This window comes from Citricoccus nitrophenolicus, from assembly GCF_047305825.1.
Classification (GTDB): Bacteria; Actinomycetota; Actinomycetes; order Actinomycetales; family Micrococcaceae; genus Citricoccus; species Citricoccus nitrophenolicus.
On sequence record NZ_CP063070.1, the window covers coordinates 1,040,292 to 1,065,836 of the forward strand.

Consider the following 25,545-nt stretch of genomic DNA (forward strand, 5'->3'; position numbering starts at 1 on the left):
GACGTTGACCAGCACCCACGAACTGCGGACAGAGGGGTTGGCCGTCGGTTACGGCGAGCGCAGCGTGCTGGCCGGGCTGGAGCTGGAGATCGAGCCGGGGACGGTGACCTCGATCGTCGGGGCCAACGCCTGCGGCAAGTCGACCCTGCTGCGGTCCCTGTCCCGGCTGCTCACCCCCACTGCCGGTCAGGTGCTGCTGGACGGGGCCTCGGTGCATTCGATGCCCGCCAAGAGACTCGCCCGGGTGATGGGCCTGCTGCCGCAGTCCCCCCTGAGCCCGGACGGCATCACCGTGGCGGACCTGGTGGGCCGCGGCCGGCACCCGCACCAGCGGATGTTCCGGGCCTGGTCCAGGGAGGACGACGCCGCCGTGGCTGAGGCCCTGGACGCCACCCAGACCGCCGAGCTGGCCGAGCGCCCCGTGGACGAGCTCTCCGGCGGCCAGCGCCAGCGGGTGTGGATCGCCATGGTGCTGGCCCAGGGCACCGACGTGCTGCTGCTGGACGAGCCCACCACGTTCCTGGACGTCAGCCACCAGATCGAGGTGCTGGACCTGCTCGCGGACCTCAACCGGGACCGGGGCACCACCATCGTGATGGTGCTGCACGATCTCAACCTCGCCGCCCGATACTCCGACCGACTCGTGGCGCTGGAGGGCGGGCGGGTCTACGCGTCCGGGCCGGCCGACGCCGTTCTGACAGAGCAGTGCGTGCAGGACGTCTTCGGACTACGGAGCCAGATCATCAGGGATCCGGTGTCCGGCGGCCCCCTGGTGGTCCCGGTGGGACGGCACCACGGCGGGATGGCGGGCTAGGTCCCGGCCTCAGCACCGGCTCGGGGTACGCTGGGGCGTTATCTTGGTCACTGGCATCCACCGCTGGGACCCAGTCCGCTGCCCCCAGCTGAAGAGCCCCCATGCCCCGCACCGTCCTCCCCTCTTGGCCCGGCGCCGCGTCCCGGGTCCGGCCCGGCACCCCGCGGGTCACCCCAACCGCCGCCCGGGCCCAGTGGGTCGACACCGCCCGTGGCCTCTCCATCGTCCTGGTGGTCCTCCTGCACACGAGCCTGTGGCTCCGCCAGGCCGAGATGCCGCGGATCGAGGCCTTCAGCACCCTGAACCTGGCGTTCGAGGACCTGCGCATGCCGCTGTTCTTCGCCATGGCCGGCCTCTTCGCCACCAAGTGGTTGCGCAGCAGCTGGCGGGAACTGCTGGGGAGCAAGCTGGCGTTGCTGCTGTGGGTCTTCCTGCTCTGGCAGATCCCGATCATCGCCTACCGGATCATCGGCGGCGACCTGCTGCCGGGCATGGTGGAGACCGCCCTGCCACAGCAGCTCGCCACGTGGGCGTGGTCCCCGCTCCGCGCCAACGCCGAGCTGTGGTTCCTGTGGGCCCTGATAGCGTTCTTCCTGGCCGGCCGGCTGTTGCGGCGCGTCCCCACGGGCGTGCTCCTGCTGGGTGCCGCCGCCGTATCCGTCCTCTGGTCCGGGGTCCTCTGGCAGGGCTTCGCCGGATGGGAGCCCGGCGAGATGCGTCATCTGCTGGGCACCGGATTCAACAAGGCGCCGGCCTACTTCATCTTCTTCATCGCCGCGGCGCGCGGCAGCTCCCTGGTGCGCGACGTCGTCCTGCGGGTCCCGAGGACCGTGTGGGCTGCCGCGGCGGCCGGGTGGTTCGTGGTCTTCGTGTGGCTGGACGTGCTGGACGGGCACCGCGGGGTGATCGGGGCGGAGTTCCTCGGCCAGGTCTGCGGAGTGCTCGGCGGGGTGGCCCTGGCCGTGACCCTGCAGTGGATTCCAACGGTGGCACGCGGCTTGGCGTACCTGGGCCGTCACACCCTGGAGGTGTACCTGTCCCACACCACCGTGGTGGTGGCCGCGTGCTGCGCGCTGTACCTGGCGGGCGGCACGGCCGGAAACCCGCTGCTGGCCGTGCCGTGGGCCTGGTGGACCGTCTGGGGTGTCTCGGCGCTGGCGATCGCGGCAGGGCTCCTGGTGGGGCGCGCCTCACGGGCGGTGCCAGCCCTGCGGCCGCTGTTGGAGCCACCCGCCGCCGTCCGGCGCGCGATCACCGGTGACACGGGGCGCGCTGGGTTATCTTCAGAGCGCAGCCAGCCGAGCCTGACGCAGTCCAGCGCCGTCCAGTTGAGCGCGACCCATCCAACAGGAGGAACCACATGACCGAGAACCCGGGGCAGAACCCCTATGGCGCCCCGCAGGGTGGCTACCAGCAGGGTGGCTACCCACAGGGTGGCTAGGCGCAGGGTCAACCGGCCTATGTCACCAACTCTCCGCAGCAGGTGGAGGCGGACAAGGCGTCCCAGCTCTCCCTGGTGTTCGGCATCATCGGCCTGTTCTTCTTCGGGATCGTGTTCGGACCGTTGGCCCTCGTGCAGGCCAGCAAGGCCGAGCGGCTGGGCTCCGCCGCCACCGCCGGCAGGATCCTGGGCTGGATCGGCACGGTGTTCGGCGTCCTGGGCCTGATCTGGTTCGTCTTCATCATGATCGCCTTCTTCTCGGCGTTGGCCTCGTACTCCTACTGATCCGCCTCGGCGCTCACGCTTGAAGTCGAAGAACCCACCCATTAGGGTTAGGTGAGCCTTACCTCTCTTCGAAAGCAGCCATGACCGAGACCGCCATCCAGGCCTATCCGACCACCCGTGCCTACCGGACCCGCGTGGCCCGGATCAGCCAGCTCAGCGAGCACTTCGTGCGGTTCACCTTCACGGACGGGGACCTGCGGCACTTCGGCACCGGCGGGCTGGACCAGCGCATCAAGCTGATGATCCCCCGGGCAGACGGGACCCTGCCGGAGGTCGGCCTGTTCACTGAGCCCGCCCCGCCGATGATGGAGTGGTACACCCGCTGGCGCGAACTGCCGGAGGCCGAGCGCAACGCGATGCGCACCTACACGGTGCGGGACATCCGCCCGGAGGACCGCGAGGTGGACATCGACTTCGTGCTGCACGGCACCGAGGGGCCGGCGTCCGCGTGGGCCATGGGGGCCGGCGTCGGGGATGAGATGGTGATCATCGGGCCGGACGAACGCTCCGAGACCGGCGGCCGCGGCCGCAGTGGGGGCATCGAATGGGACCCGGGTGAGGCCCGGACCGTGTTGCTGGTGGGAGACGAGACGGCGGCCCCGGCCATCTGCTCCATCCTGGAGACCCTGGGCGCGGAGTACTCGGGACACGTCTTCATCGAGGTGCCCGGAGCGGCGGACATCCTCCCCGTGGACACCAACGCGGCGGTGCAGCTGAACTGGCTGGCCCGCGGGGACCGCCCCCACGGCGAGGTACTGACCGAGGCCGTGCAGGCCTGGGGCCGCGAATACGGGGCCGAGGTGGCCGGGAGCGGAGCCTCGGAGACCGCCCTCGCCGAGGTGGATCCGGAGGCCACCCTCTGGGACGTCCCACCGGAGAGCCCGCACGGACACTGGTACGCGTGGCTGGCCGGCGAGGCCGGGGCCATCACCGGGCTACGGCGCCACCTCGTCAAGAGCCTGGGGATCGATCGCAAGTGCGTGTCCTTCATGGGCTACTGGAAGCAGGGGCGCGCGGAGGGCTCCTGACCCGAGGCCCCCGGCCTGGGCAACTCACCTCACGAACGGATCGTCCCTTGTACGGGGCGGTCAGTCACCGAACCAGGCGTGGGAGAGGTCTGCGTAGCGACCGCCGGCCGCCCGCAACTGCTCATGGGTCCCGGACTCGACGATCCGTCCGCCCTCCATCACCAGGATGCGGTCCGCGCTGACGGCCTGGCTGAGCCGGTGGGCCACCACCAGGGCACTGCGCCCCGCCAGGATCCGTGCCGCGGCAACGTCCAGCTGCCGGGCGCCGGCCGAGCTGGCCTCAGCCGTCGCCTCGTCCAGCACCACCAACTGCGGGTCGGCGAGCACCACCCGGGCCAGGGCCAGCATCTGCAGTTGCATGGGGTCCAGCCGGTGCCCGTCCTCGCCCACCTCGGTGTCCAGACCGTGCGGCAGCTGCGCCACCCACTCCGCCCCCACCGTGGCCAACGCCGACTCCAGGTCCTCCACACGTGCCCCGGGCCGGGCCACCCGCAGGTTCTCCGCCACGGTGGTGGCGAAGCCGTGCACCTCCTGGGACACCATGGTGACGTGCCCGCGCAGGCTCACCGGCTCCGCCTCCGTCAGCTCCACGCCGCCGAGCCGCGCGGTTCCGGCCGTGGGGGCCACCATGCCTGCCGCGATCTGCGCCAGCGTGGACTTGCCGGCCCCGGTGAACCCGACGACGGCCACCACCTCCCCCGGACCGATCTCCAGGTGGACGTCATGCACGGCAGGGGTTCCGTCCCGGTAGGTATGGCAGATTCCGGCCAGTTCCAGCGCACCGCCGTGCAGCTGCCCCGTGCGCACGGGCACGGGGAGGTCGATGACCCCGGTCATCCGGGCCAGTGACGCCCCGGCGGACTGGACCTGATCGAACATGCCGACCAGGGCACCGATCGGGTTGAACAGTCGGTGAAACAGCAGGGCAGCCGTGGTCACGGCGCCGGCGGTGACATATCCGCCGGTCACCAGCAGGTACCCGGCGCCGAGCAGGGCCGCGAGCACCACGGCCTCGGCCCGGTTGTTCCGGCTGAAGGCCCGGGTGAGGAAACCGAACACCCCGATGGACAGGTCGCGGGCCTGAGCGGAGGCCGCGTGGATGCGCTCGAGCTCAGGCCCCTGGGCATCATAGGCGCGCAGTGTTCGGGCGCCGGAGACCCCGCCGAGCAGACGGGACGCGCGGGTGCCGAAGGCGGCGCGCTCCTGGCGGTAGATCGGCCCGGAGCGCGGGAGGTACCAGCGCAGAGTGGTCCAGTACATCGGGACGGCCAGCAGCCCCACAAGGCCGAGCCGCCAGTCCACCACCGCCAACCCGGCCCCTGAGACCACCACCGTGAACAGCGACTGCACCACCAACGGGACCACCGTGGTGGCCGCCTGACTCACCTCCCGGGCGTCCTCGGCCACCCGGGACACCAGGTCACCGGTCTCGGTGCCGTCCAGCCGCGCCGAGCCGATGCGCAGGGCACGGTCCATCACGGCCTCACGCAGCCCCGCCACGGTGGGTTCGGCGGCGCGCGCCAACCATGCCTGGCCGGCCCAGGCGCAGACAGCGGCCACCAGCCCGGCACCGGCGACGGCGGCCGCGGCCCACCAGATGGCGCCGGCCGGATCGAGGGGGCTGGCTCCAGTGCCACCGCCAGACGCGGTGGCTCCGTTGTCCGTGGCGGCCCCGCCGTCCCCGGCGGCCAGCAGCACGTCCACCAGCCATCCGATCACCATGGGCGCCACCAGACCCGCGACGGCTGCCAGCAGACCCACGATCCCCACCAGTGTCACGAATCCGCGCTGGCCGAGGGTATGCCGCCAGAGCATCCGGAAGGAGTCTGCCGGGCGGGCCAGGGGCAGGGAGCCGGTCGCGGTTTCGGTTGCGGGACCGGTCTCGGACTCAGTCTCTGATTCCGGACCGGGCTCTGGTTCCGGACCGGGATCCACCGCAGCGAACCGGGTCATCGGGCCACCGCCGTCCGGTAGGCGTCCGAGCTCTCGCTCAAGGACTGGTGGGTCCCCGTGGTGCTGGTGCCATCTCGGTGCACGTGCACCACGGTGTCCGCCACGGCCAGGAACGCCGGTGAAGAGGTGACCACCACGGTGGTGCGAACCGCGGTGTCCACGGCGTCGCCGACGGTGCTCCCCCGGGCACCGGACCGCAACGACTTCACACCCTGTGCGATCTGGTACTCGGTGACGGCGTCCACTGCGCTCGTGGGCTCGTGGAGGACGAGCACCGCAGGATCGGCGTGCAGGGCCCGGGCCAGGGCGATGCGCTGGCGCTGGCCACCCGAGAGATTGCGGCCACCCTCGTCCACGCGGTGACCCAGACCGTCCGTGAGGTGCCCGATGATCTCGGCGGCACCGGCTGCGGCGAGCACCTCGGGGTCCACGTCACGGCCGGATTCGGCATCCTCGTGATGCAGGACGATGTTGGACCGCACGGTGCCGGAGAACAGGTCCACCCGGTGCGGTGCCACCACCAGGTGCGCCGCCAGCCGAGGAGTCAACAGGCTGCGCGGATGCCCTCCGATCAACACCGTCCCGGCGGAGTCACCGAGTCCGTCCACGGCTTCCAGGATCCTCCCGGCATGGACGGGGTCCTCCACCACCAGGGCCAGGAACCGGCCCGGCGGCACGTCCAGGTCGAGGCGGGCGCCGCACCCGGGCCGGGCGCCGCCGTCGTGCTCCTGCCCTGTTGCCGCCGGCACCGTGCCCAGGGCCAGGCCGGTGATCCGCAGGCCGGCCGACTCCGGCACCTGTTCGCCCGTCTGCTCCGCCGGGACGGCGTTGAGGAAGGCCGCGATCCGCCGGGCCGCCCCGTGCGATCGGGCGAAGGTCCCGACCATCGCGGTGATGGTGCGCACCGGCTCCTGGAAGAACACGGCCACGCCGACCACCGAGACCAGCGCGCCGAGGCTCAGGTCCCCAGACAGCACCCGTTGCCCGGCCACCAGCAGCACCAGAGCGAGCACCACGGCGGTGCCGAAGGTCCCGATCGCCTCCAGCCTGCCGCTGCGCTCGGCCGTCACGGCGCCGGCCCGCCCCGCTCGCTGCGAGGCCTCACGGTAGTGGGCGCTCGCCCAGCGTTCACCGCCACCCGCGCTGAGCACCCGCAGTCCTGCCAGGATGTCCCCGGCCCGGCGGCTGGCCAGACCGATCGCGTCCTGCTGCACGGTGGAGTGCCGGGAGATGGACCGCGCCGGCAGGGCCACGAGCAGCAGGCTGATCGGCACCCCCACGAGCACCACGATGCCGACCGCCACATCGGTGGCCAGCAGATACACCGAGACCGCCACCAGGCCGATGACCGCGGAGCCACCGGCCGCGATCTGCCGGAACACCAGAGAGGTGACATCGGCGTCGGCCGAGGACAGGGACAGCACCTCGCCCGCGTTGGAGCGGGCGGCCACGGCCCCCGAGGTCAGTGGCACCTCGGCGACCTCCACGCGCAGCGCGTGGGCCTCCTGCTGCAGGGCGGTGTTGGCCAGCCGGGCACCGAAACGGTAGCCCAGGGACAGCACCGTGAAGAGCACCCCGATCCCCACCAGGCTCAACACCATGGCCACGCCGTCCAGGGGGACGATCGCCACGTCCACCATGATCCCGATCGCAATCGGCACGAAGGCCTCACACACCTGCCAGAGCGTCATCAGCGTCAGGCTGCCGGCCACTCGGCCCTTGCGGCGGCGGACGGCACGCCACAGCAGTGCGCCGGCGGTGGCCGGAGGGGCTTCCGACGATGCCGACCGCAGCGCATGTGGAGAGACCCGCGGAGGGACCTGCGGAGCAGATGACGTCGGCATGCTCAGACTCCTCGCGACGGGTGGTGGACACCGGACTGCGGACACCGGCATGCTCCACTGTTCCACAATCCCGCACCCTGTCCGGGCCCGTTCCACCGCGGGCGATTGGAAGAGCCGCGGCCCGGTGTGACAGGGTCGTGCGGAGAGGGTCGACGGCACGGAGCCTGGCGCGAGCCACCGCCACGGGGAAGGTCCCCAGGCGTGCCGGACGGGGAGGGCATGCGCCAACGCACGGACTGGGTGGATGCCGCCAAGGGACTCTCGATCGTCTTGGTGGTCGTCCTGCACTCCACCTTGTGGCTGTATCAGGCCGGGTTGGTATCCGACCCAGGTCTCAATCGCTTCAATGCCGTGTTCGAGTCCGTCCGGATGCCCCTGTTCTTCGCGATGTCCGGGCTGTTCGCCGCCAAGTGGCTGCGCGCCCCGTGGTCCGAGTTGCTGCATTCCAAGGTCTCGGTGCTGTTGTGGGCCTTCGTCCTGTGGCAGGTCACGGTCTTCGGGTACCGAGTGGCCGGCGGGGCCATCCTCCCCGAGGTGACGGACGGGAACCTCCGCAGCCAGGTCCTGTTCCTGATCGTCAGTCCCGTACGCCCCAACGCAGAGCTCTGGTTCCTGTGGGCACTCATGGTCTTCTTCCTGCTGGGCCGGCTGTTGTGGCGGCTTCCTCCCGCCCTGGTGCTGGTCACGGCGGCGGGAGCCTCGGTGCTCTGGTCCGGCATGGTGCAACCCGCGATCGGCGACGAGATGCGTGATCTGCTCGGCGCCGGGCTCTTTGCCTTCCCCCAGTACTTCGTGTTCTTCCTCGGCGCGGCGCTGTTCAGTGCCGGCATCCGCCGGCAGGTGGACCGAACACCCTGGCCCCTGGCCGCCGCAGTACTGGTGGTGTGGACCGCACTGTTCGCCGGGTGGCGGGTGCTGGAGCCGGCCCACGGAATCCCCGGCGCCGTGTTCCTGGAGCAGTGCGCCGGTGTGCTGGGCGGGGTGGCCCTGGCCGTGTTGCTGCAGCGAGTGGGGCCGTTGGCTCATCTGGGTCGGCATACCCTGGAGGTGTACCTGTCCCACACGGTCTTCATCGTGGCCGCGGCGTGCCTGCTGCATCTGGTGGACGTGGAGGTGGCGGACTGGCCGGCCTCGGCCGCGGTGGCCGTGGTGGTCCCGGTGGTGATCGCGCTGGGGTTGCTGGTGGGCCGCGCCGCCGCCGGGACATGGGTACTGGATGCCCCCGAGACCTTCCGGCGAGCGCTCTCCGGCCGGGCGGCGGACTGAACAGACGGGACTGACATCGGCGTTTCTACCGGGCTTCGGGCCAAGCACCTGCGTAGTTTGGGAGCACCGTCTCAAGTCGACCACCACCAGCGAACAGTCCCTCGTGTGCTTCCCCGGCAATCCCCCGCGAGGTTCCGGATCGTCCTGAATGGAGCCTGACGTGACCGACCACATCACCGCACCGCACCCCTCGCAACCCTCCGCCGAGAACTCCGACTCCCCGGCCCGGCCCGGGCTGTCCCGCCGCCGGCTGCTGCAGGGCACCGCCGCCATGGGTGGCCTCCTCGCCTTCGGCACCGCGGTCTCCGCGTCCACCGCACCGGCCTTCGCCGCCACCGTCAGCCGCCCTGACATCATCTCCGCGGAGAGCTGGGGCGCCACCGCACCGTCGGGCTCGCTGTCCCGGATCGACCGCCGCCCCGGGCACCTCGTCATCCACCACACCACGCATGAGAACGCCTCCGACTTCTCCGATGAGGCGGCCCGGGAGGTGGCCCGGCTGATCCAGCGCAACCACAAGACCAACGGCTGGGCGGACACCGGACAGCAGTTCACCGTGGCCCGCGGCGGCCAGATGCTCGAGGGACGGCAGGGTTCGCTCACCGCCGTGGTGGACGGCACCCGCTTCATCGAGGGCGCGCACGCCTACGGGTTCAATGACCAGTCGGTGGGCATCGAGGTCGATGGGATGTACATGAGCGACCTGCCCACGGACGCCCAGTGGGACTCCCTGGTGCACCTCAGCGCCTTCATCTGCGAGCGGTACGGGATCGACGTGGACAACATCATCGCCCATCGCGACGCCCCGGGAGCCCAGACCCTGTGCTGCGGCGACGCCTTCTACGCGAAGCTGCCAGCACTGCGCAAGGAGGTCCGGTCGGCGCTGGCCCACGGGGTCGACGCCGGCCCGGGAACCTCCCGGGACTACCCCACGGTGCGCCGTGGAGACGAGGGGGACGCGGTGCGCCGCGTCCAGGTCACCCTCACCGGGATCGGGCACCAGCCGGGCGCGGCCGACGGCGTGTACGGCCAGGCCACTGAGCAGGCGGTGCGGGAGTACCAGTCCGCGATCGGCACGGGCGTTGATGGCGTGGTCGGCCCGCGGACCTGGGGCGCCCTGGCCACCCACCACGCTGCCGGGGCCACGGTGCGCTCCGGGGACGCCGGGACCGAGGTCGAGTACCTGCAGCGTGGCCTGAAGGCCTCGGACGGGGCGGACCTGGCCACGGACGGTATCTTCGGGGAGCAGACCCAGGCCGCAGTCAAGGGCTTCCAGTCCTCGCGCAGCCTGACGTCCGACGGGATCGCCGGGCCGAACACGTGGGGCGCCCTCAAGTCAGCCCGATAGCGGGCCCTACCCTCCGGCACCTCGGAGCGGGCAGGATATCGAGCATCGCGCTCATTCGATCTCACTGCACCACCTATCGCACCTAGGAGGCCACCGTGAACTCACTCGCCCTGGCTGTTGTCGGGGTCGCCATGATCCTGCTCGGCTACTTCCTGTACTCGAAGTTCATCTCCCGCCGCATCTTCAAGCTCGACCCGGACTACGAGACGCCGGCGCACCGCTACGAGGACGGCGTCGATTTCGTGCCGACCAACAAGTGGGTGCTCTGGGGTCACCACTTCACCTCCGTGGCCGGTGCGGCGCCCATCGTCGGTCCCGCCGTGGCCGTGATCTGGGGCTGGCTGCCGGCGTTCCTCTGGGTCACGCTCGGCACCGTGTTCTTCGCGGGCATGCATGACATGGGCTCGCTCTGGGCCTCGGCCCGCCACAAGGGACTGTCGATCGGCACCCTGTCCGGGAAGTACATCGGCCGGCACGGTCGGAACCTCTTCCTCGTGGTGATCTTCCTGCTGCTGCTCATGGTCAACGCGGTGTTCGCCGTGGTCATCGCCGGGCTGCTGGTCTCCACCCCCACCGCGGTCATCCCCACCTGGGGTGCGATCGTGGTCGCCCTGCTCATCGGCCAGGCGATGTACCGCCTGAAGTGGAGCCTGCCGATCGTCTCCGTGGTCGGCGTGCTGGCCCTGTACGGCCTGATGTTCGTCGGGGACGCGTTCCCGATCGTCCTGCCGGACACGATCCTGGGCATGAGCGCCACCGCCTTCTGGATCGTCGTGCTGTTCCTCTACGCGGGCGTGGCCTCGCTGTTGCCGGTGTGGGTGCTGCTGCAGCCACGCGACTACATCAACGGCCTGCAGCTGTTCATCGGCCTGGGCATCCTCTACCTGGCCATCATGATCTCGACGCCGACGGTCGTTGCCCCGGCCGTCAACCAGAACGTCCCGGAGGGCACCCCCAGCCTGTTCCCGCTGCTGTTCGTCACGATCGCGTGCGGTGCCATCTCCGGCTTCCACGGCATCGTGTCCTCCGGCACCAGCTCGAAGCAGCTGAACCGGGAGCCCGACGCGCGGCTGGTCGGCTACTTCGGCGCCGTCGGGGAGGGCCTGCTCGCCCTGGGCACCATCATCGCGACGACGGCCGGTTTCCGCACGCTGGCCGAGTGGGAATCCGTGTACGCGGCCTTCAACGAGGGCGGGGTTGCCGCGTTCGTGTCCGCCGGCGGGGACATCATCAACGCGGGGCTGGGCATCCCGTCCTCGCTGTCCGCGACGATCCTGGCCACCATGGCGGTGCTGTTCGCGGCCACGACGATGGACACCGGGGTCCGGCTGCAACGCTTCGTGGTCTCCGAGATCGGCGAGATCATGGGGATCAAGATCAATGTCCTGGTCTCCACCCTGGTGGTGCTGGCCTGCACCATGGGCCTGGCCTTCGGCGCCGGTGGGGACGGCTCCGGCGGCATGGTCATCTGGCCGCTGTTCGGGACGACCAACCAGCTGCTGGCGGCACTGACCCTGTCCATCATCGCGATCATGCTGATCCAGCGGCGGCGGCCCGTCCTGCCCGTCCTGATCCCCCTGGTGTTCGTGCTCGTGGTCAGCATCTACGCCCTGATCGTGCAGATGGGACAGTTCCTGGCGGAGCAGAACTGGCTGCTGCTGATCCTGGACATGATCATCCTGGTCGCCGCAGTGTGGGTGGTGGTGGAGGCCGCCTCGTCGATGAACCGGGCCCGGAAGGATCCGGCCGTGGACGAGAACGCCGAGGCCGACGAGCTCGACCCGTCCACTCGGTTGTAGGGACGGCCGCATGGCGACGAGGTGGAGGAGCCGGCTGTCCGGTCTGGCAGCCGGTCTCCACGACTTCTACGCCGGCCCGTACCGAGCCACGTTCGCACGCGCCCGGCGGGACGAGGAGGACCTGTTCATGATGATGGTCTTCTCCGAGGCCCTGGGCGTGCCCAATCCCGCCAATTACTACACCGTGGAGCTCATGCCAGTGGTCTATGAACGCTTCCACGAGTGGCACCGACGCATGGGGATGGACCGCTCTCCCCTGGACTCGATCTCATGCTGTTGAATCATCTGGCGGACCGCCGGATTCTGTTCTTCGGCGGCAAGGGCGGGGTCGGGAAGACCACCCTGGCCTCTGCCACCGCCTCCGCCCTGGCCCGCACCGGCAAGACCGTCCTGCTGGTCTCCACCGACCCCGCCCACAACCTGGGCCACCTCTGGGACCGGCAGGTCGGCTCCGGGCTCGTGCACCTGGCGCCGGGCATCACCGGCACGGAGGTGGACCCCGGGACCACCGCTGCCGCGCACCTGTCCGCGGTCTCGGCCACGGTCAAGGGAATGATGCCCGAGCACCTGCACCGGGAGGTCGAGCGGTACTTCGACCTGGCCCGCGCCTCTCCGGGGACCCATGAGGCCGCGATGCTCGAGCGGATCAGCGAGATCGCGACCACGGGGTTGGAGAGCCACGATGTCATCATCTTCGACACCGCCCCGACCGGGCACACCATCCGCCTGCTCGACCTGCCGCGGCTGATGACAGCGTGGACCGAGGGGCTGCTCTCCCGGCGGACCAAGACGGAACGCTTCGCGGACGCGTTGAAGGGGCTGGAGCCCCGGAGCCGGGGCGGGAGCCAGGGCGAGGCCCGGACCGGTGGCAGGGGTTCGGCTCCACGCAGTGCCCAGGAATCCCGTGACGCACGGATCCGCAGCATCCTCGAGGCCCGGCAGGCCCTCTTCCACCGCATGCACGGTCTGCTGACGGATGCAGACCTCACCGCGTTCGTGGTGGTGCTGACGGCGGAGCGGCTCCCGGTATTGGAGTCGGTGGCGCTGCACGGGGAGCTCACGCAGACCGGGCTGGATGTGGCGGCCCTGGCGGTCAATCGCCGCTCCCCCACCGACCAGGGCGAGTTCCTCGCGCAGCGCCACGCCGCAGAGGCCGACCATCTGGCCTCCCTGCAGTCCCAACTGCCTGAGGTGCCGGTCGAGGAGGTCCCGTTGCTCGGCGGAGAGATGACGGGGCCGGCCGCCGTACAGCGGTTCGCTGAGCTGTTGGGCTGAAGATCACGCGGACGAGCACGCTGAAGAACACGCTGAGGGGCACGGAGCCCGGCGGTTCCGGTTTCTTGCGGAAACGGGACCACGGGTTCGGTGGGCCGACGGTGCCGCGCGACCGGCCGGCGTCGTGCTCCTTAAACGCCCGTGCGGGCCACCCCCGAGGGGATGGCCCGCACAGTGCGAGATGGTGCAGGTGAAGTGCTGAGGATCAGCGCTTCGAGAACTGCGAGGCCTTGCGGGCCTTCTTGAGGCCGGCCTTCTTGCGCTCCACCACGCGGGCGTCGCGGGTCAGGAAGCCTGCCTTCTTGAGCTCGGCGCGGTTGTGCTCGCGGTCGATCTCGTTCAGGGACCGGGCCACGCCGAGACGCACGGCACCGGACTGGCCGGAGGGGCCACCGCCGGTGATGCGGACGACGACGTCATAGGCGCCCTCGAGCCCGAGCAGCTTGAAGGGGTCGTTGACCTCCTGCTGGTGCAGCTTGTTCGGGAAGTAGTTCTCGAGGCTACGGCCGTTGATGGTCCACTGGCCGGAGCCCGGAATCAGGCGCACGCGGGCGATGGCCTGCTTGCGGCGTCCCACGGCTCCGCCGCCGACGGTCAGTGCCGGGCGCTCGGAGACGGCAACGGACTCGGGGGTGCTCGTGGACTCGGAGGTGTAGCTGGTCAGCTCCACTTCCTCGGTGGACTCATTCTCGTTGAGAGTCATGGTTCTCCTTGAAGGATTTGGTGGCGGGCTGACCGACTACTGGGCGACCTGGCCGATTTCGAATGTCTTGGGCTGCTGAGCGGCATGCGTGTGCTCGGCACCGCGGAACACCTTCAGCTTGTGCATCTGCTCTGCGGACAGGGAGTTCTTCGGGAGCATGCCGCGCACGGCCTTCTCCACGGCGCGCACCGGATTCTTCTCCAGCAGCTCCGCGTAGGAGACGGAGGAGAGGCCGCCCGGGAAACCGGAGTGCCGGTAGGCGCGCTTCTTCTCGAGCTTGGCGCCGGTCAGGGCGACCTTCTCGGCGTTGATGATGATGACGAAATCGCCCATGTCCGTATGGGGGGCGAAGGTCGGCTTGTGCTTTCCGCGCAGCAGTGTTGCGGTCTGGCTGGCAAGACGACCCAGCACGACATCAGTGGCGTCAATGACGTGCCACTGGCGATCGGCGTCGCCGGGCTTAGGGGTGTACGTACGCACGTTGTTTGCCTTCGTGTTCGGTGTCGGTTACAGCTTTCCGGTCCCCGATCGTGAAATCGCGAGGCCGGTCACTGAGTTCATCGGTGCGCAGCCGGTACGTCAGGTGAGGACTGACGAGAGGCCGGGTCCGAAAGCTTCCCGACGGCGCCCCGGGCTATAGCGACCATGCAACCAGGCCACCCGTGGGCGCAACGAATCCGGGAATGGACACGCACAACGAAGGTCAATACTACCGTGTCCACGCGATCGGGGCAAAAGTGCGGCCCGCGACCACTCCCTGGCGCCGCGCTGACCCCATCCCCACCCCGAATCCCCCACCCCGTTGAGCGCGCCGCAGTGCCCCGGAGGACCGCGCCTCTCGCTGGCGAGGCCCGGGATGGCCGCGGCGGCATCCGCAGCGTCAGGGGGCTGACCCACGACGACGGCGCCGACCAACTTCGCCACAGCCGTCGCCCTGGCCGGGCGGAGCCGGAGCGCGGGCGGCGCGGGTGGTGAGGGTGGCGCGGGCGGCGTGGGCGGCGCGGGTGGTGAGGGTGGCGCGGGCGGCGTGGGCGGCGCGGGTGGTGAGGGTGGTGAGGGCTCATATCAGCCGCAGCCTGTGCCGGAGAGGTCAGCCGCCACCCACTCCTCCACAGGTGACCCATCCTTGGCGTGTCATCCACAGATTCTCAAATGCCCTTCCTCCCACCCTCAGGCCGTGATCGAATGGGCCTATTCGAACATGTGTTCCCATCGAGGGCCGATCATCGGAGAAGCAGGAAGGGAGGGCGGCATGAACGGCATGAACGGCAAGGACAGCAAGGACAGCAAGGACCAGTTCGATCAGAAAGGATCTCCAGAGCCGCCTGGCGAAGCCAACCTCGCCCTGGGGGAACTTCCCCTCGGCCAGCTGTTGGGGCTCCTCTACGCGGCCACCCGGGCCGTGACAGATCGCCTCTCGGCGCCGGACGCTCTCCGCGAGGTGTCACCCATGGTCCTGGCGAGTGCGGCTGAAGGCCCCCTGGGCGGGACTGCGGCCGGCCCCAGGGATTGGGGAGCCATGCTCTCAGATCCGGGAGACGCGCCGACTGCACCTGCTGCACCTGCTTGGCCCGCCGCGTCCGCTGCACCTGCTTCGCCTGCTTCGCCTGCTTCGCCTGCGACCAGCTCTACATCTGAATCTGACGCACTCCTGGGAGCGTCATCCGCTTCCACAGGCACCGCCGTCACCTTGCCGACACTTCAGCAGGTCCTGGAGAATATCGGGCGGTCGCTCACCGCGGCCCAGATGTCCGTAGCGGGTCATGCCGTGGAGACCTTTGAGAACCCAGCCGAGCGCCAACGACTCCTGGGGCTCCCCATGGGCAAGACGGCGTTCCGTGATGTCACCGACTATCTGAAAACGGCCCTGCGTATTGACGGCACCGAGGCCCGCCGACGCATCCGCTGGGCCGCCGCACTTCGCCCCGCCCAGGCGCTGTCCGGGGCGGTCCTCCCAGCGCGTCTGCCCCTCCTGTCCGAAGCCGTCCAGGACGGCGCGGTGGACCGAGTTGCGGTGGACGTCATCACCCAGGCCGTGGAGACTGCCCGCCAGATGGCCAGGCGGGTCGGAGCGGATCCGCAGACCGTCGGCCCCCTGTTGGAGGACGGCGAGGAGCGGCTGGTCTCTCAATCCCTGTCCGTGGACCCAGGCACCCTGCGCAAGGTGAGCAACCACTGGCTGAGCTGGTTCGAGGCCACCGTGGACCCGGACGGTGCCGAGCCGAACGATGCCGACCTCCCGCAGATGCAGGGCATGATCCGTCAGGGCAAGCGCAACGGCCTGCACCACTGGTTGCTGGCCGTCAACGACGTGCAGAACGAGTACCTGGAGACGATCGTCGGCGCCGCCACAAACCCCCGCGCCACCTACCGCGGCCAGGCCGCATCAGGCGAGTCAGGCCAGCCAGCTGGGTCAGGTGATTCGGTCGAGTCAGGCCGGCCCGCCGAGGCCGGCGTGCCGGGCGACTGGAGCGCAGGCCGGTTGACGGCGGAGGTGCTGTCGGAGGGGTCATCAGGGCTGCCTCACGGGGCGGACGAGTTCACCGCCGTACCCGCGCTTGATCCCCGTTCGAGGAATCAGCAGCAGCTGGACGGCCTCATCGCGTGCATCGCGGGCGGGCTGACCCTGATCGAGTCGGACCGCCTCCCCTCCTCTGGCGGTCAGCGCCCGCAGGTGGCCGTCACCATCGACTATCACACCCTGCTGGGAGACCTGGAGAAGGCCGGCACCCTCTCAGCCGAGGACCTCAGTCAGTTCGAGTCATCAGCGGCTTTCACGGGCACGGTCCACCCGAACACCATCAGGGCCATGGCCTGTGATGCGGACATCCTCCCGGTGGTCCTCGGCTCGCAGGGCGAGGTGCTGGACGTCGGACGAGCCCAGCGGCTCTTTCCCACCCGGTTGCGCCAGGCGATCGCTGCACGGGATGGCGGATGCACCGCCCCCGGGTGCTGGATCCCCGCGCCGTGGTGCGAGGCACACCACGTGGAGCACTGGGAACACGGCGGACCCACGTCCGTGGAGAACGGGGTACTGCTCTGCGTCCATCATCATCACGCGGTGCATTCAGGCGCCTGGGACATCGATATGAGATCCGGCAGCCCGTGGTTCATCCCTGCGCCCTATCTGGATCCTCGCAGGCAGCCACAGCGAAACCTCTACTGGCGGCAGCGGTGAGCTCACTGATGCGCTGCCCTGTGCCTGGCCTCAGGATGTCTGGACACAGCGCACCGGGCCCCAGGACGTCCCGTGCTCGGTTAGGGTCGCGTCCGCCGGGCCCGCGTCCCCTCGGCGCGGGCAGCCAGCGCGGCAGGATCGGAACCGGCGTCAGGGTATTCGACGTGATCAAGGACCAAGGCGTGCGGCGGGGCCAACCGGGTCTGCGCATCACGCACCATGGCCTCGAGGCGTCCGGCCACCCAGCCGACGGGGTGACGCCCTTCCCCCACTTGCACTGCAGCCGCAACGAGGGCCCGCACCATGTTGTGGCAGAAGGCGTCGGCCCGCAGATGAGCGGTGATGAGTCCAGTCTGGTGATCGCGTGTGAAGCCGAAGTCCTGGAGTTCGCGGATGGTGGTGGCGCCGTCCCGCGGCTTGCAGAAGGTCAGGAAGTCGTGGAGGCCGAGCACGGACCTCGCCTCGGCGTCCATGAGCCCCACGTCCAGTTCCTGCTGATGCCAATACGTGAAGCGTCGGTTCAGGGGATCCCGTTCCGCGGACGAGTCGATGATGGCATACCGGTAGGACCGCCACAGCGCCGAGAATCTCGCGTCGAAGCCCTCGGGTGCCAGCGAGGCCCGCAGGATCACCACAGCGCCTCCCTCCCGGCTCAGGGCGCCGTTCAGGCGCCGCACCAGAGTCGGCGCCGGCTCCAGACTTTCCCGATGACGAGTCACCGCAGCCCACTCGGCCTCAGTCAGATCGAAGTGCACCACCTGACCCCGGGCGTGGACCCCGGCATCCGTCCTGCCGGCGACGACCGTGCGCACGCGACGGCGGATGATCATGGCCAGCGCCTCCTCCAGGACACCCTGCACCGTCGGCAGACCCGGCTGGGTGGCCCAGCCGTTGTATTCCGTGCCGTCATAGGCGAGATCGAGGCGGACGCGGATGAGCGCGGGAGACGGCGTGGGCATGGAGACCATTCTAGATACCGGCATTGCCCAAATCCCGGGTCGGGCCGGGTCCCGGGCCAGAATGGACAGCATGGAATCGACCCTTGCGCCGTGGCTGGCCTATCTGTTGACCGTCCTGCCCGGAGTGGCCCTGGTGGGCGTGGTGGTGGCGCTACTGCCCCGTCAGGCCCATGGAGCGCGGATCCTCATGCTGATCCTCGGATTCATCTTCACTCGGGATGCCCTGAGCACGCAGGGACTGTGGGAGTTCGGCGTGGTCGGCAACGGCGCCGAATCAGCGAGTGCCGGCAGCGGCATACCAACCCTGTGGCTGCGCTTTACCGACGACCCCCTCGCGCTACTCGTCATGGCCGTGGCATCCCTGGCGCTGGTGGCGGGAGTCCTCTGGGCCTGCCGGGATCTCCGCTGGACGGTGTTGTGGGCCGGCCGGCGCTGGTGGACGTCACTGCTCGTGGGGCTGCTCGGAGCGGCGCTGATCGTGCTGCCGTTCCTGTTCCTCTACGGGACGATCGGGCAGTGGTTCCCCGCCCTTCACTCCGTGGCCCCCGCGCTGGTAACCCCCGCCGTTCCCGTGGACAACCGAGGTGGCGCCGTGGCCGGCGGAGTGCTCCTGGTGCTGGCTCTCTTCGCCCTCTGCGGGAATCTCGTGGAGGAGGTCCTCTTCCGCGGCTTCCTCCAGGCCCACCTCGAGGACCAGCTTCCCGGCAGGACCGGCCGGTGGCGGGCGGCGTTGCTCTCGGCGCTGATCTTCGCCGCCGGGCACCTGTTCCTGGCCTACAACATCACCGGCCTGGGATGGCCGATCCTCGCGTTCACCTTCCTGGAGGGGCTGGTGTGCGCCGTCATCGCCCTTCGGCACGGAGTACTCGGGGCGAGCATCGCCCATGCCGGCGCCATCTTCGTGCTGGCCTCGGGCCTCGTCTGATCTGGGCCGGAGCCCGATCCCGACTCCGGGGCTGGGGCCCGAACTCGGCACCCTCCGCCGTCTCTCGACCCCGGCTGCGGCCTCGACCCCGTCCGCTGCCTCAGCGCAGTCAGCCGTCTCGACCCCGTCCGAGGCCTCGGTCCCACTACGCAAGAGCACGATCCCCACCGCACCTGTTAAACAGACCGGCCCGTCACCAGCGCACACGGGGTGCGGCGGTGACGGGCCGGATCAGACCGTGAGAATCACTTCTCGTCGGACTTCTCCTCACCGGAGACCTCGGCAGCTGAATCCTCAGCGGCCGGGGTCTCGGCGGCGTCGGTCTCAGCCGGAGCCTCAGTGGCCTCGGTCTCCACGACCTCGGCCTCGGCGACCGGGGTCTCCTCGGCCGGGGTGGCAGCCGGAGCTGCCGGCGCGGCGGTCTCGGCGGCCTGCTCGGCCTCCTGGACCACGGCCTGCTTGGCGGAGACGGGCTCCATGATCAGTTCGATCACGGCCATGGGGGCGTTGTCTCCGTGGCGGTTGCCGATCTTGGTGATGCGGGTGTAGCCACCCTCGCGCTCGGCCATGGCCGGGCCGATCACGGTGAACAGCTCGTGCACGATCGTCTTGTTCGTGCGGTTCTTGGCCGAGATGATCCCCTGGACCTTGCGACGCGAGGCCAGGTCACCCTTCTTGGCGAAGGTGATCAGGCGCTCGGCGAAGGGGCGCAGGCGCTTGGCCTTGGTGACCGTGGTGGTGATCTTCTTGTGCTCGAACAGGTTGGCCGAGAGGTTGGCCAGCATGATCCGCTCGTGAGCGGGTCCGCCGCCCAGACGCGGTCCCTTGGTGGGGGTAGGCATTGGTGATTCTCCTCAGATGGTCCCTGACGGCAACCGGCCGGCAGGACGCTATGGGTGGTGGTACGAGAGGACCGAACCCGATTCGATGAATCGGGACTCAGAACTCGCCGTAGGACTCCTCGTCCGTCTCCTGGGCGTGCAGGGAGGGGTCGTAGCCAGCCGGGGAGTCCTTCAGGGACAGACCCAGTTCGGTCAGCTTCTCCTTGACCTCGTCGATGGACTTGGCACCGAAGTTCCGGATGTCCATCAGATCGGCCTCGGACCGGGCGACGAGCTCGCCGACGGTGTGGATGCCCTCGCGCTTCAGGCAGTTGTAGGAGCGCACGGTCATCTCGAGGTCCTCGATCGGCAGGGCCATGTCCGCGGCCACCGTGGTGTCCGTGGGGCTCGGACCGATCTCGATGCCCTCGGCCTCCACGTTCAGCTCGCGGGCCAGGCCGAAGAGCTCCACCAGGGTGGTGCCAGCCGAGGCCACGGCGTCACGCGGGGCCATGGACTCCTTGGTCTCCACATCGATGATCAGGCGATCGAAGTCGGTGCGCTGCTCCACACGGGTGGCCTCGACCTTGAAGGTGACCTTCAGCACCGGCGAGTAGATGGAGTCGACCGGGATCCGGCCGATCTCCGCGTCGACGGACTTGTTCTGGGCGGCCGTGACGTAGCCGCGGCCACGCTCGACGATGAGCTCCATGTCGAACTTGCCCTTGCCGTTCAGCGTGGCGATGTGCAGATCCGGGTTGTGGACCTCCACGCCGGCCGGGGACGTGATGTCCGCTGCCGTGACAACGCCGGGGCCCTGCTTGCGCAGGTAGGCGACGACGGGCTCGTCATGCTCGGAGGAGACCGAGAGCTTCTTGATGTTCAGGATGACCTCGGTGACATCTTCCTTCACACCGGAGACGGTGCTGAACTCGTGCAGCACCCCATCCACGCGGATGCTGGTGACAGCAGCGCCCGGGATGGAGGACAGCAGGGTCCGGCGAAGGGAATTACCGAGGGTGTAGCCGAATCCGGGCTCCAGGGGCTCGATGATGAACCGGGAGCGGTGGTCGGCAACGACTTCTTCAGTCAGCGTGGGGCGCTGTGCAATGAGCACTGACATTTCCTTTCGGCGAGCGTCCGCCATATGACGCACACGATGGGTGGAAACGAATGGGGTGGGCTGGTGAGCACCGAGGCGCACGCCCCCGGTGCCAGGGGCGTGCGCTCGGTACTACGGTCAGACGCGGCGGCGCTTGGCCGGGCGGCAACCGTTGTGGGCAGAGGGGGTGACGTCCGAGATGGAGCCGACCTCCAGGCCAGCGGCCTGGAGCGAGCGGATCGCGGTCTCGCGGCCAGAGCCGGGGCCCTTCACGAAGACGTCGACCTTACGCAGCCCGTGCTCCTGAGCAGCCTTGGCAGCCTTCTCGGCGGCCATCTGGGCGGCGTAGGGGGTGGACTTGCGGGAGCCCTTGAACCCCACATCGCCGGCCGAGGCCCACGAGATCACAGCACCGGTGGTGTCCGTGATGGACACGATGGTGTTGTTGAAGGTGCTCTTGATGTGGGCCTGGCCCACGGTGATGTTCTTCTTGTCCTTGCGACGAGGCTTGCGGGTCACCGCAGCACGTGTCTTGGGGGGCATGTGTCTCTCCTACGAAAGCTGGTGTTGTGCGGAAGCGACTGTCACGGACCGACTACTTCTTGCGGCCGGCGACGGTCTTCTTCGGGCCCTTACGGGTACGGGCGTTGGTCTTGGTGCGCTGGCCACGGACGGGCAGGCCGCGGCGGTGGCGAATGCCCTCGTAGGAGCCGATCTCCAGCTTGCGGCGGATGTCAGCTGCCACCTCACGGCGCAGGTCACCCTCCACCTTGAAGTTCGCCTCGATGTAGTCGCGCAGGGCAACCAGCTGTTCGTCAGACAGATCCTTGACGCGGATGTTCGGGTCGATGCCCGTCGCCTCAAGGGCCTGCTCGGAGCGGGTCTGGCCCACACCGAAGATGTACGTGAGAGCGATGACGACGCGCTTCTCGCGCGGGATGTCTACGCCTGATAGACGTGCCATATGGCCGTCCTCCTAGTTCTTCTGAAGCAAAGGTCTGCACCAACACGTCCCCTCACTGCGGGAATCTCTTCCCAGCGGTGCCCTGGTGGCGGTTCCGGCGAAGTTCCGGATGTCTCACTCCGCCCACCGGCGTCTCCGCGGTTCGGGTCCCCGGCCTCTGCGTCCAGGGGTTGCGGCCTGACGGCCGCTGTGTTGATGTTCGGTCCGGTTGGACCTGGTCCGTGAGTGGTGTGCTCAGTGGACCGGTGCTGCGCGTAGAGCATCCCGTCGAAGGACGGGATCAGCCCTGGCGCTGCTTGTGGCGTGGGTTGTCGCAGATCACCAGGACGCGGCCCTTACGGCGCACCACCTGGCACTTGTCACAGATCCGCTTCACGCTCGGCTGAACCTTCATGGTTCCTCCTCCAGCGCTAGCTGTTAGTGGTGGATGGGTTTACTTGTAGCGGTACACGATCCGACCTCGATTGAGGTCGTACGGGCTAAGTTCCACCACGACCCGGTCCTCGGGGAGGATCCGGATGTAGTGCTGACGCATCTTTCCCGAGATCGTGGCGAGCACAACGTGCTCGTTCTGCAGGCGGACGCGGAACATTGCGTTCGGCAATGCCTCGTTCACCGTGCCCTCGACCTCGATGACACCTTCCTTCTTAGCCATGTCCTCCACTTACGTTGTGCCGGAACCGTCCACCACAGGGCGGACAGTGTCTGGCGGGGATGTTTCCGGTTGACCGGCTGGGCGGGGTCCTTCAGGACAGAGCCCATCAGGACGCGGCGCACCGCAGAGACAACCAGCAATCAATGCTACTGGGTTTCAGCGCAGAAGTGAAATTCACCCGCGTCAGAGTTGACCGGGCTCAGGGAAGCGGGTAGTCGAGCCCACGACGCCGGCCGGGAGCCGGCCGCTGGGGGCGCGGTGCCGCTCTACTCGCCGGGGGGTACGGGCACCACGCCGAGCGGGGCGAGGTCTGCCGCGCCGCCGTCGGGCATGGTCAACACCCAGATTCCGCCGCGATGGCGGGCCACCGAGTGCTCCCACTGACTGGCACGAGCACCGTCCTGGGTCACCACGGTCCAGTCATCCTCGAGGATGTCCGTCTCCAGTCCCCCGCGCACGAGCATCGGCTCGATCGCCAGGCACAGACCCGGCTTGACCTTCGGCCCGCGGTGACGGGAGCGGTAGTTGAGCACGTCCGGGGCCTGATGCATGGCCGTGCCGATGCCGTGGCCCACGTAGTCCTGGAGGATGCCCAGCGGGGCGCCCGGCTGTGCGGTGACGAAGTCGTCGATCGCGTCGCCGATGTCCCCGATGTACTTGGCGGTGGCCAGCGCGGCGATCCCTCGCCACATGGCCTGCCGGGTGATCGCGGACAGGCGCTCGTCCTCGGGGTCGGCCGTGCCGGCCGCCGAGGAGCCCAGTATCACCGTCCGGGCCGAGTCGGAGTGCCAGCCCTCGATGATGCAGCCACCATCGATCTTGAGCACGTCACCGGACTGGAGCACCCGCTCCCCCGGGATCCCATGCACCACCTCCTCGTTCACCGAGGCGCAGATGCTCTTGGGGTAGCCGTAGTACCCCAAGAAGTTGGGCGTGGCGCCGGCCTCCTCGAGAACCGCGGCGAACACGGCGTCCACCGCGGCCGTCGTCGTTCCCGGGACCGCGGCAGCCACCGCCGCATCCAGGGCGCGGTGCAGGACCACCCCGGCACGCTGCATGGTCTGCATCTGCGGGATGGTCTTCAGCTCCACCTGACGACGACTCATCGGCTACTCGGGGTTCCCGCCGTCGCCATCGGCCACGGACTGGACGACCGGCAGGTTCCCGGTGCGCTCTCGGACGGAGTACACGGCCTGCAGCAGGCGCTCGGTGATGTCATCGACCTGACCCGTGCCGTCCACACGCTGGACGATGCCGCGCGTCACATAGGACTGGATCACGGCTGCCGTCTGCTCGTGGTAGAGGTCCAGGCGGTGCTGGATGACGTCTTCGGTGTCATCGGTGCGGCCGTCGCTCTCGGCGCGGCCCAGCAGGCGGGCCACCAGCTCCTCGTCCGGGACCGTCAGCTCGATGACCACGTTCAGTGCCTGGCCGTCCTCGGTGAGGAACCCGTCCAGGGCCTCGACCTGGCCGGAGGTACGGGGATAGCCGTCCAGCAGGAAACCGTGCTCCACATCGGACTGGCGGATGCGCTCGGCGACCATTCGGTTGGTGACGTCGTCCGGGACGAAGTCCCCGTTGTCCATGTACTTCTTGGCCTCCTTCCCCAACGCCGTCATCTCCTTGACGTTGTAGCGGAAGATGTCGCCCGTGGAAATGGCCACGATGCCGAGCTTGTCCGCGATGCGGGAAGCCTGGGTGCCCTTACCGGACCCGGGAGGGCCCATGATCAGCATGCGGGTCATTGGTATTCCTTACTGTCGATCAGCGTGGGTATTCGGTTTTCAGGAGTACAGCGGTATTCAGGAGTCCGGCTGGGAAGGGGTGGCGGCTACCGCAGCAGGCCCTCGTAGTTGTGCTGCTCCATCTGGGCGTTGATCTGCTTGATGGTCTGCAGCGCGACGCCCACCATGATGAGGATGGAGATGCCGCCGAACGGGAAGTTCTGATCGGCATTGATCAGCACGAAGGCGATCATCGGGATCATCGCCAGGACACCAAGGTACATCGCACCGGGGAAGGTGATCCTGCTGATGACGTACTCGAGGTACTTCTCCGTGGGCCGACCCGCGCGAACGCCGGGGATGAAGCCACCGTACTTCTTCATGTTGTCACTGATCTCCACCGGGTTGAACGTGATCGTCACGTAGAAGTAGGTGAAGCCGATCGTCAACAGGAAGAACAGGGCCATGTAGACCGGGTGGGAGCCCGTGCCGAAGTACTCGGAGAGGAACAGGACCCATCCGGGCGGGTTGCTGCCGTCCTGTGGGGTGTTGAACTGGATCAGGATGCCAGGGAGCATCATGATCGAGGATGCGAAGATCACGGGGATCACGCCGGCCATGTTGACCTTGATCGGGATGTACGTGCTGGTCCCGCCCACCGTGCGCCGGCCGATCTGACGCTTGGCATACTGCACCGGCACGCGGCGCTGGGACTCCTCCACGAACACCACGGCCATGATGGTGAGCAGTCCGACGATCATCACGATGCCGAACACGCGCCAGCCCTGGGTGGTCCAGATCTGGCCCAGGCCGGCCGGGAACCCGGCGGCGATGGACAGGAAGATCAGCAGGGACATGCCGTTGCCGACACCCCGCTCGGTGATGAGCTCGCCCAGCCACATGATCAGCACCGTGCCCGAGGTCAGGGTGACGATCATCAGGAGGATGACCCACAGGCTGTCATCCGGCACGATCGGCAGGTTGCAGCCGAGCAGTGCGCCGGAGCGGGCCAGGGACACGATGGTGGTGGCGTTGAGCAGGGCCAGGGCCACGGTGAGGTAGCGGGTGTACTGGGTCAGCTTCGACTGGCCCTGTGCCCCCTCCTTCTGGAGCTCCTCGAAGCGTGGGATGACCACGCGCAGCAGCTGCACGATGATGGCCGCGGTGATGTAGGGCATGATGCCCAGCGCGAAGACGGACACCTGCAGCATGGCGCCGCCAGAGAACATGTTCACAAAGGAGTACAGCCCACCGGTGGTGTTGCCCTGGTCCAGGCAGACCTGCACGGTGCCGTAGTCGACACCGGGGGCCGGGACGAAGGCGCCGATCCGGTAGATGACGACGATTCCGAGGGTGAACCAGATCTTTCGCCGCAGGTCGGGCGTCCGGAAGACCCGGGCAATCGCGCTGAACAAGCGTCCTCCTGGAGATGGGGTTGCTGGTGGTATGCCGCTGGTGACG

Annotated in this window: 25 protein-coding genes; 11 read left to right on the forward strand and 14 right to left on the reverse strand. The window is 68.8% G+C overall.

All coding sequences use genetic code 11. The features are described 5' to 3' along the window. The first annotated feature begins 4 nt into the window (after positions 1–4). From IMT31_RS04730 to IMT31_RS04745, 4 genes are all read left to right on the forward strand, one after another. Positions 5–814 carry an ABC transporter ATP-binding protein gene (locus IMT31_RS04730; RefSeq protein WP_413544368.1) on the forward strand — a complete coding sequence of 270 codons (810 nt, stop codon included), beginning with the start codon at positions 5–7 and terminating at the stop codon, positions 812–814. 101 nt (positions 815–915) lie between these two features. After that, positions 916–2,178 (forward strand): acyltransferase family protein, encoded by a 1,263-nt coding sequence (locus tag IMT31_RS04735; RefSeq protein WP_413543957.1) that lies wholly within the window; start codon positions 916–918, stop codon positions 2,176–2,178. 119 nt (positions 2,179–2,297) lie between these two features. Beyond that, the gene (locus IMT31_RS04740) at positions 2,298–2,540 is read left to right on the forward strand and encodes a hypothetical protein (RefSeq protein WP_413543958.1); all 243 of its coding nucleotides are present in this window, start codon (positions 2,298–2,300) and stop codon (positions 2,538–2,540) included. Positions 2,541–2,620: 80 nt separating this feature from the next. After that, the gene (locus IMT31_RS04745; protein ID WP_413543959.1) at positions 2,621–3,568 is read left to right on the forward strand and encodes a siderophore-interacting protein; all 948 of its coding nucleotides are present in this window, start codon (positions 2,621–2,623) and stop codon (positions 3,566–3,568) included. 60 nt (positions 3,569–3,628) lie between these two features. On the opposite strand, the gene IMT31_RS04750 is transcribed toward IMT31_RS04745, so the two are convergent. After that, on the reverse strand, positions 3,629–5,521 hold the full coding sequence (locus IMT31_RS04750; RefSeq protein WP_413543960.1) for an ABC transporter ATP-binding protein: 1,893 nt from the start codon (positions 5,519–5,521) through the stop codon (positions 3,629–3,631). Next, on the reverse strand, positions 5,518–7,365 hold the full coding sequence (locus IMT31_RS04755) for an ABC transporter transmembrane domain-containing protein (protein WP_413543961.1): 1,848 nt from the start codon (positions 7,363–7,365) through the stop codon (positions 5,518–5,520). Before IMT31_RS04755 ends, IMT31_RS04750 begins: the two co-directional genes overlap by 4 nt. Positions 7,366–7,566: 201 nt before the next feature. On the opposite strand from IMT31_RS04755, the gene IMT31_RS04760 reads away from it, so the two are divergent. From IMT31_RS04760 to IMT31_RS04780, 5 genes are all read left to right on the forward strand, one after another. After that, the gene (locus IMT31_RS04760; protein WP_413543962.1) at positions 7,567–8,631 is read left to right on the forward strand and encodes an acyltransferase family protein; all 1,065 of its coding nucleotides are present in this window, start codon (positions 7,567–7,569) and stop codon (positions 8,629–8,631) included. A gap of 160 nt (positions 8,632–8,791) precedes the next feature. Continuing rightward, the gene (locus IMT31_RS04765) at positions 8,792–9,979 is read left to right on the forward strand and encodes an N-acetylmuramoyl-L-alanine amidase (RefSeq protein WP_413543963.1); all 1,188 of its coding nucleotides are present in this window, start codon (positions 8,792–8,794) and stop codon (positions 9,977–9,979) included. Between the two features lie 95 nt (positions 9,980–10,074). Then, complete coding sequence (locus IMT31_RS04770) at positions 10,075–11,778, forward strand: carbon starvation protein A (protein WP_413543964.1); 1,704 nt, start codon at positions 10,075–10,077, stop codon at positions 11,776–11,778. A 10-nt stretch (positions 11,779–11,788) separates the two neighbouring features. Further along, positions 11,789–12,058: a cory-CC-star protein gene (locus IMT31_RS04775; protein WP_345360825.1), complete on the forward strand. Its 270-nt coding sequence runs from the start codon at positions 11,789–11,791 to the stop codon at positions 12,056–12,058. Continuing rightward, positions 12,049–13,053, forward strand: a complete 1,005-nt coding sequence (locus IMT31_RS04780; RefSeq protein WP_413543965.1) for an ArsA family ATPase — start codon at positions 12,049–12,051, stop codon at positions 13,051–13,053. Before IMT31_RS04775 ends, IMT31_RS04780 begins: the two co-directional genes overlap by 10 nt. 205 nt (positions 13,054–13,258) lie before the next feature. Here IMT31_RS04780 and rpsI read toward each other — a convergent pair whose 3' ends face one another. Next, on the reverse strand, positions 13,259–13,756 hold the full coding sequence (gene rpsI / locus IMT31_RS04785; protein ID WP_345360819.1) for a 30S ribosomal protein S9: 498 nt from the start codon (positions 13,754–13,756) through the stop codon (positions 13,259–13,261). Between the two features lie 36 nt (positions 13,757–13,792). Then, positions 13,793–14,236 carry a 50S ribosomal protein L13 gene (gene rplM, locus IMT31_RS04790; RefSeq protein WP_413543966.1) on the reverse strand — a complete coding sequence of 148 codons (444 nt, stop codon included), beginning with the start codon at positions 14,234–14,236 and terminating at the stop codon, positions 13,793–13,795. A gap of 1,267 nt (positions 14,237–15,503) precedes the next feature. Here rplM and IMT31_RS04795 point away from each other — a divergent pair. Further along, positions 15,504–16,934, forward strand: coding sequence for a DUF222 domain-containing protein (locus IMT31_RS04795; RefSeq protein WP_413543967.1), 1,431 nt, complete (start codon positions 15,504–15,506; stop codon positions 16,932–16,934). An 80-nt stretch (positions 16,935–17,014) separates the two neighbouring features. Here IMT31_RS04795 and truA read toward each other — a convergent pair whose 3' ends face one another. Then, positions 17,015–17,893 carry a tRNA pseudouridine(38-40) synthase TruA gene (truA, locus tag IMT31_RS04800; RefSeq protein ID WP_413543968.1) on the reverse strand — a complete coding sequence of 293 codons (879 nt, stop codon included), beginning with the start codon at positions 17,891–17,893 and terminating at the stop codon, positions 17,015–17,017. A 70-nt stretch (positions 17,894–17,963) separates the two neighbouring features. On the opposite strand from truA, the gene IMT31_RS04805 reads away from it, so the two are divergent. Beyond that, positions 17,964–18,818 (forward strand): CPBP family intramembrane glutamic endopeptidase, encoded by an 855-nt coding sequence (locus IMT31_RS04805; RefSeq protein WP_413543969.1) that lies wholly within the window; start codon positions 17,964–17,966, stop codon positions 18,816–18,818. Between the two features lie 245 nt (positions 18,819–19,063). Here the strand turns inward: IMT31_RS04805 and rplQ are convergent, their stop codons facing one another. From rplQ to secY, 9 genes are all read right to left on the reverse strand, one after another. Then, on the reverse strand, positions 19,064–19,660 hold the full coding sequence (gene rplQ, locus IMT31_RS04810; protein ID WP_345360803.1) for a 50S ribosomal protein L17: 597 nt from the start codon (positions 19,658–19,660) through the stop codon (positions 19,064–19,066). 97 nt (positions 19,661–19,757) lie between these two features. Beyond that, entirely contained in the window at positions 19,758–20,756 is a 999-nt protein-coding gene (locus IMT31_RS04815) for a DNA-directed RNA polymerase subunit alpha (RefSeq protein ID WP_345360800.1), read from the reverse strand. A gap of 123 nt (positions 20,757–20,879) precedes the next feature. After that, positions 20,880–21,284: a 30S ribosomal protein S11 gene (gene rpsK, locus IMT31_RS04820; protein ID WP_115931872.1), complete on the reverse strand. Its 405-nt coding sequence runs from the start codon at positions 21,282–21,284 to the stop codon at positions 20,880–20,882. Between the two features lie 52 nt (positions 21,285–21,336). Beyond that, on the reverse strand, positions 21,337–21,705 hold the full coding sequence (gene rpsM, locus IMT31_RS04825) for a 30S ribosomal protein S13 (protein ID WP_345360796.1): 369 nt from the start codon (positions 21,703–21,705) through the stop codon (positions 21,337–21,339). Between the two features lie 280 nt (positions 21,706–21,985). Continuing rightward, positions 21,986–22,099 (reverse strand): 50S ribosomal protein L36, encoded by a 114-nt coding sequence (gene rpmJ / locus IMT31_RS04830; RefSeq protein ID WP_309811795.1) that lies wholly within the window; start codon positions 22,097–22,099, stop codon positions 21,986–21,988. Between the two features lie 39 nt (positions 22,100–22,138). Beyond that, positions 22,139–22,360, reverse strand: coding sequence for a translation initiation factor IF-1 (infA, locus tag IMT31_RS04835; protein WP_345360789.1), 222 nt, complete (start codon positions 22,358–22,360; stop codon positions 22,139–22,141). A 266-nt stretch (positions 22,361–22,626) separates the two neighbouring features. Next, positions 22,627–23,466: a type I methionyl aminopeptidase gene (map, locus tag IMT31_RS04840; RefSeq protein ID WP_345360786.1), complete on the reverse strand. Its 840-nt coding sequence runs from the start codon at positions 23,464–23,466 to the stop codon at positions 22,627–22,629. A 3-nt stretch (positions 23,467–23,469) separates the two neighbouring features. Then, a complete protein-coding gene (locus tag IMT31_RS04845; protein WP_413543970.1) occupies positions 23,470–24,105 on the reverse strand; it encodes an adenylate kinase in 636 nt (211 codons plus the stop codon). A gap of 86 nt (positions 24,106–24,191) precedes the next feature. Next, the gene (gene secY / locus IMT31_RS04850) at positions 24,192–25,499 is read right to left on the reverse strand and encodes a preprotein translocase subunit SecY (RefSeq protein WP_413543971.1); all 1,308 of its coding nucleotides are present in this window, start codon (positions 25,497–25,499) and stop codon (positions 24,192–24,194) included. Between the last annotated feature and the right edge of the window lie 46 nt (positions 25,500–25,545).